This is a genomic window from Roseivivax halotolerans, from assembly GCF_900115815.1.
Lineage (GTDB): Bacteria > Pseudomonadota > Alphaproteobacteria > Rhodobacterales > Rhodobacteraceae > Roseivivax > Roseivivax halotolerans.
This window is the reverse complement of sequence record NZ_FOXV01000028.1, coordinates 1-7,623: the sequence shown is the minus strand read 5'-3', so window position 1 is coordinate 7,623 and position 7,623 is coordinate 1. Positions and strand designations below refer to the sequence as shown.

The following is a 7,623-nucleotide window of genomic DNA, read 5'->3' as shown; positions in this document are numbered from 1 at the left end:
ATACCGTCCACCAGCGCCAGAGAGCATCGTGCCGATAGACCAGAGGCCGACCATGCACTAACAAACTAACTGGACCACTCGGTGGGGGCAGACCACAGTATTCCGACAGCTCAGGACGCCTCTCGATTTGGGTCGAACGTTTCGTCGCAGCACGTCCGACAGATACACTGTCACTTCTGAAAGATATCAGTAGCGGAATTAACGCTGGAATTTCCTACGAATGCCGCGAAACCGAGGGCACACAAGGGCCTCTGGAGACCATCGACAGAGGCTGGGGGTCATGCCGTGACTTCGCCGTTTTATTGGCTGAAGCGGTCCGAACGCTTGGCTTCGGGGCAAGGCTGGTGTCAGGCTACCTATTCAATCAATCGGGAGGCCAAGTTGGGTCGGTAGGCGCCGGATCCACGCATGCATGGGTCGAAATCTTCGTTCCCGGGGCTGGCTGGATCCCATTCGATCCAACAAACAGATCAGTTGGTTCAATCAACCTTGTACCCGTCGCTGTAGCGCGAAGAATTCAGCAGGTCTCACCGATCATGGGCTACTTTCGTGGAAGAAATACTGATCTCCATTCTTTGAGCGTGAGAGTAGATATACAAAACGATCAAAGCCTGCGCTTGTGATGACTCGCCACTGAACTTTCACCAGTCTCGGAGGAAGTGCACTTGGATTTGATCTTACCGACGAATGTCGGAACATGAACTTGCGGTCGGAACTAACATCTCATTCGACAGCACTTTGGACGTCCACGCATCAAAACGGCGGGTGTCCGCTATTGATGCCGAAGGCAACCAGCTTCGCGCGTGCCGCGAATGTCGGCTGTCCGCCCATTCGTCCGGGTAAGCCAACGGCCCTTAGCTGCCTCTGGTCAGCGACCAAGAGCTGTTGCGCCGCATGGCAGAAGAAGTCGTTTGTGCTGGGATTCAACATCCGGTTGCCGCCGAGTGTCACCTGAGGGGGAAAGCCGAGTTTAAAATCCAAACCGTTTGTCAGCGGAGTGCGTCTGCCAGCAGCCGGGACGCCGCCGGAGGTTCGCGGCGGCTCGTACAGTAGCAGCCCGGAAAGAGCGGGGACTGGTCCTCGATGTACGCCGTGTCGATAGACGGCCCATGAGGCCTGGGCAGTATGACCGGCTCAGACTGTCGGTTAAAGGGGGAGGGCGTGCAGATGTCCTCCGCGCCCTCCCGTGTACTCAGACAGCATCGAGTTCAGCCCATCGATCGTGAAACTTCGCCGTGGCGGCGGAGTATTTGAGATCGATTAAGGCAGCGAGATCCGTAAGCCGGACGACCCTGCGTGCTTTTTGGCTGGCATCGTCCAAGCTGAAGTACGGGATCCGGATTTCGCCATCATCGATCTTCTGCTTCAAGGTATCCGGCTTGTAGTTCCAGTAATTCGCCGCGATCTCGAGGGGGATCACCGGCTCTCCGCCGAAGCGGGCAAGGAGGAGGTCGATCGTTTTCATGAGGTTTTCCACTTTCTCTTCATGTTCCGAAGAGGACCTCGGTTCACCGCGATTTTTCACCAGTTGGTTTGATTCCTATCCTCGAAAGAAGCGGCATGGGCCGCGCGCCTACATGTGAAGCGCCTGGCACATCTCCAGCACACGGTCGAACCACAGCCAATCAGCAAACTTGTCACCGATTTCTTCAACATGCTCGTATCGGAAAAGGCAGCCACCGTTCTTGTGTCCGGAGATCTTGGCAACAAACGACGCGGGCATGCCCATCTCAAACTGGCGACTGACGGCCTCATGTCGGAAATCATGGAAGCGCAGATCCATGATCCCGACCTTGTCTCGATGACGGCGATAGGCTGTGCCGATGGACCTTTCGGAAAATGGAAAGATTAACTCGGAATTGCGGGGCATTGCTTGGATGATCGCCAGTGCCTCCGACGGCAGTTTGCACCAAACATTGTTACCCTTTTTCTTGCGCGGGTGCTTCATGTCGCGAACGAGGATCTGGCTCTTGTCCTCTCGCAGATCCTCCCAACGAAGCCGGCAGATCTCGCCAAGCCTTCGTCCCGAGTAAATCGCAAAAACTACGAGGACCGCGACGGGAAGCTGTTGGCGACGGTTGGTAGAGATGGCGGTAAGGATCGCATCGAGTTCCGCCATTTGGGGCCGCCGGTTTCTTTCCTCGGACCGAGCCAGAATTTCGTCTTCCCAAAGAGTTTCCCGCTTATCCACGAGAAAAAGCAACCAATAGCGCAAGACTCTGACTTGGCTTAGCTTTTCCGCGATATCGCCGCATTTTGCGCGATTTTCCAAGTTTATTCTTCGCTGAACACCCGCTTGGCCAATATTGCTCGGCTGGCAGAACGAGCGGAGAGCCCGGATGATCACCGAACTGAAGTCGATCCCTGACATCTGGAAACGGATGCCGAGCGAGATGCACGCGCGACGCTTTCTGGAGGGGATCATATGGTCGACCGGCAGGCACTGCCCGCATTGTGGATCGGTGGACACTTCGGCGCTGCGCGGCCGGACCTGCCGACCGGGACTCTACCAGTGTCGAGACTGTCGTCTCCAGTTCACGGTCACCACGCTCACCCCGATGCATGGCACCAAGCTCGACTTGCGTATCTGGATCTGCGCGATGTTCCTGGTGCTCACATCAAGCAAGGGTATCTCCTCGGTCGTGATGGCATGACTGCTTGGCGTGAACCAGAAGACCGCATGGAAGATGGGCCACGCCATACGGGAAATGATGGACGACCGGAACGCCGAGCTGCTGCCGCTGGAGGACATTGTCGAGGTGGACGAGGCATATGTCGGGGGAGCCCCGAAATCCCTTTCAGGGGCCTATAATCCACGCGGCAAGGGCACAGGGAAGCCGATGATTTTCGTGGCGACCTCTCGCGACGGACAGGCGCGAGCCAGAGTCGTTTCCGATGACAAGAGGGCGACGCTCGAGCCGGTTCTCCTGGAATGGATCGACCCCGAGACGACGAGCCTAATGACCGATGGCAGCAAGAGCTATAGGGGCCTGGGAAAAACCATGGCCGACCACCAATTGTGATCCACAGCCAGAAAGAGTATGCCAACCCGGAGACCGGCGCCCACGTGAACACGGCCGAGGCGGTCATCTCCCAAGTGCAGCGCGCTTTGGTCGGGGTCTACCACAACTTGGCGCGACAGCATCTCCAGCGATACCTCGACGAAATCGTCTGGCGGTGGAACCACCGCGATCCCGTTCGGGAAGTGGTCAAGCAATGGACCACGAAAGATGGTGTCGAGCGGGAGAAATCGACGACGACCTGGAAGCCGATTCCGGTGGTCGACCAGATGCGCGTCTTGCTTCAAGGAGCGGTCGGCAAGCAAGTCCGCCGCTCGAAAGAATACGGGCTATGCTGGCCATAAGACCCCCGGAGACTCAGAGTTCCCTCAGTTGGTTGAGTGCCTTAAAGTCGAGATGCAAAGCGTGAATGTGGGGACGGGAATCGAAAAATGACAAGTGTTCGATGAAGCGTCGAGCGACCCTTCTGATTGCGGGATTGGCTTGCCTTTGGGCGAAGGCCCCACTTCCACCTAACTTGCCGGTGTCCGCTTTTGCTGAATGCCACGATCAACCCGGTGCCGTATGCCTTCTGGACATCGGGCTCGCAGATTTATTGATCAACCCTCCTGACACACAGAACCATCGATGGCTTGTGGCCCTCGCGCGAGCCGGAAAACTTGAACAAGGCGCTTCGGTGGCCGCACGGATACCCGAGCAGGCTCAAGGACGTCCGGCCTCATCGAACAGCCCAAAACGAACCGTATCGCAACTTCGACTTGCTCAACAACTCCGCGCTGGAGCCACGCTTGATCAAGCGCTTTTGGATTTCCCTGAGGCCGATGGCGGTGATCTCTGGATCGTGGGCCTCGAGCTCCTCGGACGAGATCCATATGGGCAAATCGGTCTCGAACGCTCCGCTCAACCGCGCCAAGACGACCAGCTGGCGGTAAAAGATCTCGCGAAGCAAATCCTTGACTGGGCTCGAACTGAGTCCGACCGAGCAGCCAAATATCAAGTTGGGTATGCTGCGGAGCTATTTGCCCACTTGGGAGACCGACAGGGTGTGCTGGACGCGCTTTCTATTGGCGGCGTCAACGTGGGATTGCCCCTTGCAGTATGGAAGCTCGCCAGGGCCGATGTTGTTCTCGCCTTTGCCGATCCAGGCGATACGAACAATCCACATCTACTTCAGAGGGCCGGCGAAACCGAACGAGATAATCTAATAGCGGCTGATTACTTCCAGAAGGCGTTCAATGTCCATGCGAACCGCCGGTATACACCAAACTTCTCCTTGATGCTGAGGGTCGTGCAGGCAACAGCAGATCGAGGGCTACGTGAAACGTCACGCGTTATGGCAGCCCGGATGGCAAAGCTTGCTGAAGAACATTCGGATGATTCTCTCAGCGTTTTCCAATGGGCGAATGCGGCGGATGCGCTCCAATCGGCGGGTGGTGATCGCGCCGATGTTTCGAAGCTACTCGCTCGCGCCATGGATAAGCGTATTGATGACCGTTCCATCGCCTACACGAGCCTCGCCACCGGCGTTCAATACTGGGGATCGTCCGGATTCGCAGATGAAGCGCGCGGCATGATCGCCGAAATAAGTGCCGAGGTCGGAGATGTTGAGGTGGCGCAGGCTCTGTTATCGCAAGCAGACGATGCCGCATCTGAGTGGGCTGGCTTTGCCGACCGAGACATGCCATTGCCAATTCTGGAGCGCCTGTCCGAAATATGGAACGACCAGCTTTCGCCGGAGGACTCGGCTTACGTATCTATGCGGATTGCGCGCGAGATCGCAGGCGACAATCGTCAACCCGAACTCAAGCAGTGGGCTTTGCGGACAACGAGGCAAGTAGCTTCGAGCCCGGACCTGTTGCGGGCACGTGACGGATACATCGCGAACGCTACCGCGCGAGTTGCTCACCAACTCGGCGACACCGAGCTCGCACAACATGCTCTCGTGGCTCGTGCCAGGATGGCTCTTGATAACATGGATGGGATCGCGCTCATTTTGACAGCGCACTCAATTGGATATGGTGACTACTGAGGTCTGGCTTCAAGCTATTCAGCAAGCTTGACCATAGCCCATCGAAATCTTTGCTTTTTTATCGTGGATAAACGGGAAGAGTTTCCATGGCCAGAGACACAGCCTCGATTGGAAGAAGAGTTCCGCGCCTAAACCCATTTCAAGGTCGCGGCCAAATGCGTCATGTATCCCGCCACGGTTTGTGGCGTTCGATCGCCATCCAAGAGCTTCTCGGCAAAGTCATAAAGTTGTTGTTGCGTAAGCAGAGAGACCTTGGTTTCACCAAATTCGTGATCCCGGATATACTCGATATTTTGCTGGGCAGACTTGCCAAGTTTTTTGCCCCGTTTCAGCCGATCGGCAATTACGTCTGCGATCGTGGTGTCGGTAGCGATCTGCATAGGGAAACCGTGCAACTCGATCTCGGCCAGCTTTTTGTCCCGCCATTTCTTTGCATTTGCCAAGTGCCGGAAAGTTTCGCAGAGACTGCGGGACTTCCCATTCACCTTGCGTCGGATTTGGACCCGGTATTTTGCACGGCCACCAGTGGTCTGAATGCGGGTAATGTTCCGTTCTTTGAAATCGTCAGCCTTTTTCGACTTCTCGGCCTTGGCTTTCTTGTTGGTTTCGGACGCGGTGGAGGCAACGCCCTGAGTTGGCAACGGGGTGGCTGCTGGATCCGAAATCTGCTCCCAAGCAGGGGCACTTTGACGGCGGGCGGCTTGCTGCGCGGTAATAGTGGCCAGGACGTTCTTGGTGCTGTCATCGATGGTGGTCATGGAAATGTTTCCTTCTTCGCTGTTGTGAGAAGAAAGTCGGTGCATTCGGGCGCAGGAAACCCTGAGTTTGAATCCCGACTTCCTTGGGTAGGACACAGAGCGAAGGGTGGCGGCGCGCGGGGCGAATCCGAACGGAGTATGCGGCGGTGTTCTGGCAGCGCAGATGTGCTACACGGTAGCAATCCTGGATCGAAAACCTCGGAAAACCGCCGAAAATCCACGCCGAGCGTACTACATGAATCTCATTCGGAGATAAGGCTAAGTTGTTGAAAAATATACTTGAAACAGCAGCGCGGCTAAGCGTGGCGCCCATGATGGATGGTGGCAATTAGGTCCTGATTTCAAGTGGTTGAACGGCGTTGTGTGCAGTACATGTTCATGTTTCGCTCGCGTGATTTCGCGCGGTGTCGCACGCTTATCGGTGCGTCGGCCGATGTTAGTTTGCTCGCGGGCTCATAGTGTTCAGCGAGGACGAGAAATCGATGGAGTGCCCCCACTGGAGTGGTCCACGAACTGGGATAGTTTTATCCCGATTGGACCTGCCCCCAACGCTGGACCGCTGTCTTGAGCGTCTTCTCGTGTTCTAAGCCATTGGGTGGCAGGTCGCCCCAATGGATTTCATGAACTCGATCGGGGTCTTGTTTCCGATCGAGCTGTGTGGTCGTTCAGTGTTGTACTCGTGGCGGTACGCCTCGCATTTTACCCGAGCATCCTCGATCGACAAGAACCAGTTCTGGTCGATGCACTCTGCCCTGACTTTGCCGTTGAACGCTTCGGCGAATGCATTGTCGGTAGGCTTTCCGGGCCGACTGAAGTCCAGGATGACGCCATTCATGTAAGCCCAGAGATCAAGGTCCTTCGAGATGAACTCGGGACCCTGGTCGACGCGTATCGACCGGGGAAAGCCATGATCCCGTGTCACCCGCTCCAGCGTCGCCACGACGTCTGCACCTGTGTACCTCGCTCGGACATCGATCGCGGGTGAGAGTTTCGAGAACGTGTCGACGATGGTCAGGACCCTGATCTTTGTCCCGTCGAAGAGCTGATCGGATAGAAAATCCATCGCCCAAACCTCATTCGGCGCGACCGGCGGTTTGCGGTTCTCCCTAAGCTTGGCCGCAACCTTGCGCTTTGGTCGCTTGTTTCGAATCTGCAAGCCTTCCTCGACATATAGCCGGTAGACGCGCTTGGCATTCACTTCCCAGCCCTCCCGCCTCAACAGGACATGGATCCGACGATAGCCATAGCGCACACGCGTCTCGGCAATCTCACGGATCCGGTTTCTCAGTGCCGCCTGCGATGGCCGCCGCGCCTTGTAGAAGTAGGTCGACTTCTGCAAGCCCAGCACCGTGCAGCCTCGCCGGATCGAGACCTGGAACACGCCCTGAACATAGTCAACCAATCGCCGGGCCTTCGCAGGCGCTAAACCTTTTTTGACAGCACATCCTGCAGCATGGCTTTGTCCAGCGAGAGGTCCGCGACCATCCGCTTCAGGCGTGCATTCTCCTCTTCGAGCAGCTTCAGTCGCCGCACTTCCGACGGGGTAGTGTCCCAATGCTTGGTGTAGGAGGCCGCGCGCGGAGCCCCCGGCGTAGCGCAGCGCGCGGCCGGGTGTGACGCTGGCGGCCATCGTCGATCTTCGGGCAGGTTCGGGTTGCGAGACCTTGAACCAAAAACGGAGATGACGATGACCGACGACAGAATGACGCTGATCGAGCTGGTTGTCAACGGCGGAGTAATAACCGGCCACGTGGCGGCGCAAAACCAGGCCAGTGTCGGGGTGCTGAGCGCCATGGCGCGCGCGCTCCCCAAATAG

General features: G+C 56.9%; 5 protein-coding genes and 2 pseudogenes. 3 read left to right on the top strand and 4 right to left on the bottom strand.

Features of this window, described 5'->3' with window-relative positions; genetic code table 11:
* Nucleotides 1-125 precede the first annotated feature (125 nt).
* Nucleotides 126-623, top strand: coding sequence for a transglutaminase-like domain-containing protein (locus BM171_RS18475; RefSeq protein WP_093016096.1), 498 nt, complete (start codon nucleotides 126-128; stop codon nucleotides 621-623).
* A 569-nt stretch (nucleotides 624-1,192) separates the two neighbouring features.
* Here BM171_RS18475 and BM171_RS18470 read toward each other — a convergent pair.
* Nucleotides 1,193-1,465 carry a pyocin activator PrtN family protein gene (locus BM171_RS18470; protein ID WP_139218756.1) on the bottom strand — a complete coding sequence of 91 codons (273 nt, stop codon included), beginning with the start codon at nucleotides 1,463-1,465 and terminating at the stop codon, nucleotides 1,193-1,195.
* A gap of 108 nt (nucleotides 1,466-1,573) precedes the next feature.
* Nucleotides 1,574-2,272, bottom strand: a complete 699-nt coding sequence (locus tag BM171_RS18465) for a site-specific integrase (protein WP_245760346.1) — start codon at nucleotides 2,270-2,272, stop codon at nucleotides 1,574-1,576.
* A 67-nt stretch (nucleotides 2,273-2,339) separates the two neighbouring features.
* On the opposite strand from BM171_RS18465, the pseudogene BM171_RS18460 reads away from it, so the two are divergent.
* Both BM171_RS18460 and BM171_RS18790 read left to right on the top strand, forming a co-directional pair.
* Nucleotides 2,340-3,364 (top strand): annotated as a pseudogene (locus tag BM171_RS18460) (IS1595 family transposase).
* A gap of 101 nt (nucleotides 3,365-3,465) precedes the next feature.
* The gene (locus BM171_RS18790) at nucleotides 3,466-5,049 is read left to right on the top strand and encodes a hypothetical protein (protein ID WP_139218755.1); all 1,584 of its coding nucleotides are present in this window, start codon (nucleotides 3,466-3,468) and stop codon (nucleotides 5,047-5,049) included.
* Nucleotides 5,050-5,177: 128 nt separating this feature from the next.
* Here the strand turns inward: BM171_RS18790 and BM171_RS18440 are convergent, their stop codons facing one another.
* On the bottom strand, nucleotides 5,178-5,807 hold the full coding sequence (locus tag BM171_RS18440) for a hypothetical protein (RefSeq protein WP_093016081.1): 630 nt from the start codon (nucleotides 5,805-5,807) through the stop codon (nucleotides 5,178-5,180).
* A 583-nt stretch (nucleotides 5,808-6,390) separates the two neighbouring features.
* Nucleotides 6,391-7,367 (bottom strand): annotated as a pseudogene (locus BM171_RS18435) (IS3 family transposase); the annotation flags it as partial.
* Nucleotides 7,368-7,623 lie beyond the last annotated feature (256 nt).